Below are 1,193 nucleotides of genomic sequence, written 5' to 3' on the forward strand. Positions count from 1 at the left end.
TGCCATTTTTTAGGTTGGTTTTGAATGTGTGGTTTAATTGACGCTTACTATTATTCGAAGACCAGGCTTTAGTTTCCTTGAAATTACTTTTGGTATTATTAAACGTCTTTTCAATCGTCCAGCGTTTGAAATGGAGTATGGCGATGGTTCCAGGGGGGGGGTGCGACAGAACCAGATCTTTTATTAAAGGCAAACAATTAATAAAATTAAACTTCTTTGAAGTTATTCCCCCGCTGTCAGCCCCGGACGGGATGATAGTCTCCAGAAGGCGCAGGGAAATTTGCCAATCCGAAGTGCGCGATAGCGCGCGAGGGAGGCTAAAATTTTATCCCGAATAGCCGTAGAGCCATTTGAGGTAGCCATGACTGAGCTGCTTTGTGCTCAGTCTGTGGCGGACGCAGGGCGGCTGGAGCATCTCCTATTCGCTGCGTAGGTGAACGAATTACGGCGACAGGAGTCCCGGAATTTCGTGAGGTAGCATGGCGCGCCTAGTTATTTTTTAAAAATTAATGATTGCTGCCTACGTCCATATCCTTTACAGTAAGGAGTCTTTACTGATAGGAGATATCCAGGCCACAACTTGCAAAACTAATCGGGGAGTCCCTACTTTTGCGAAAGCTCATTTTGGGCGTCCAAGCCCAAGTTCGCGGCAAAAGCTTAACGGGACTGATTAAAATCTGCGATGCCCTGATTCGCCCTGCGTCCACTTATAAAAACCCTAGAGGGGTTTTTATTTAGTTACCTCAAATGGCTTGACGCGATGTCGGAATGCCTTGTATTTTCTCTACGCAAAAAGACGCTTCGAGAAAACACCCGGCCCTATCGCTATCACGGACTAAAAATCTTCACTTCGCTTAAGCTCCGTTTCCAGGATTTTCAGCGGTAGCAAAGGACAGATTACTGTCCCTGTTGAGGTTCGTAGAGCGATGCACCTTGAATTTGGTGATACGCTGGCTTGGGATATTCAAGCCGATGGGAAGATTTCTGTGCGCCGTGTAGAGCCAGTTGATATTGATTATCTTAGTGCCATAAGTGGAACTTTATCTGAATGGAATAGCGCTAAGGATGACGAGGCTTATCGTGATTTATAATAGGTATGATATCGTAAAAGTTCCGTTTCCCTTTACCGATAGACAAACTAATAAAGTGAGGCCTGCATTAGTCATTTCTTCAGCTGATGCGTTTAATTCTCC

At 45.1% G+C, this 1,193-nt stretch carries 3 protein-coding genes; 1 reads left to right on the top strand and 2 read right to left on the bottom strand.

Going from position 1 to position 1,193, the window contains the following annotated elements; translation table 11 throughout:
- Both CDZ78_RS22770 and CDZ78_RS22495 read right to left on the bottom strand, forming a co-directional pair.
- Window positions 1-193: hypothetical protein (locus CDZ78_RS22770; RefSeq protein ID WP_211200789.1), on the bottom strand; the 193-nt coding region annotated here is incomplete at its 3' end.
- A gap of 29 nt (window positions 194-222) precedes the next feature.
- On the bottom strand, window positions 223-363 hold the full coding sequence (locus CDZ78_RS22495) for a hypothetical protein (protein ID WP_167374433.1): 141 nt from the start codon (window positions 361-363) through the stop codon (window positions 223-225).
- Window positions 364-872: 509 nt separating this feature from the next.
- Between CDZ78_RS22495 and CDZ78_RS20680 the strand changes: the two genes are divergently transcribed.
- Window positions 873-1,091 (top strand): AbrB/MazE/SpoVT family DNA-binding domain-containing protein, encoded by a 219-nt coding sequence (locus CDZ78_RS20680; RefSeq protein WP_087871615.1) that lies wholly within the window; start codon window positions 873-875, stop codon window positions 1,089-1,091.
- Window positions 1,092-1,193: the final 102 nt, after the last annotated feature.

Origin of the sequence: Bathymodiolus platifrons methanotrophic gill symbiont (assembly GCF_002189065.1) — a bacterium.
In the GTDB taxonomy this organism is placed as follows: Bacteria; Pseudomonadota; Gammaproteobacteria; order Methylococcales; family Methylomonadaceae; genus Methyloprofundus.

Excerpts from the sequence above, each read along its gene's own strand:
- CDZ78_RS22495 (WP_167374433.1), bottom strand. The coding sequence starts at position 363 with ATGGCTACCTCAAATGGCTCTACGGCTATTCGGGATAAAATTTTAGCC.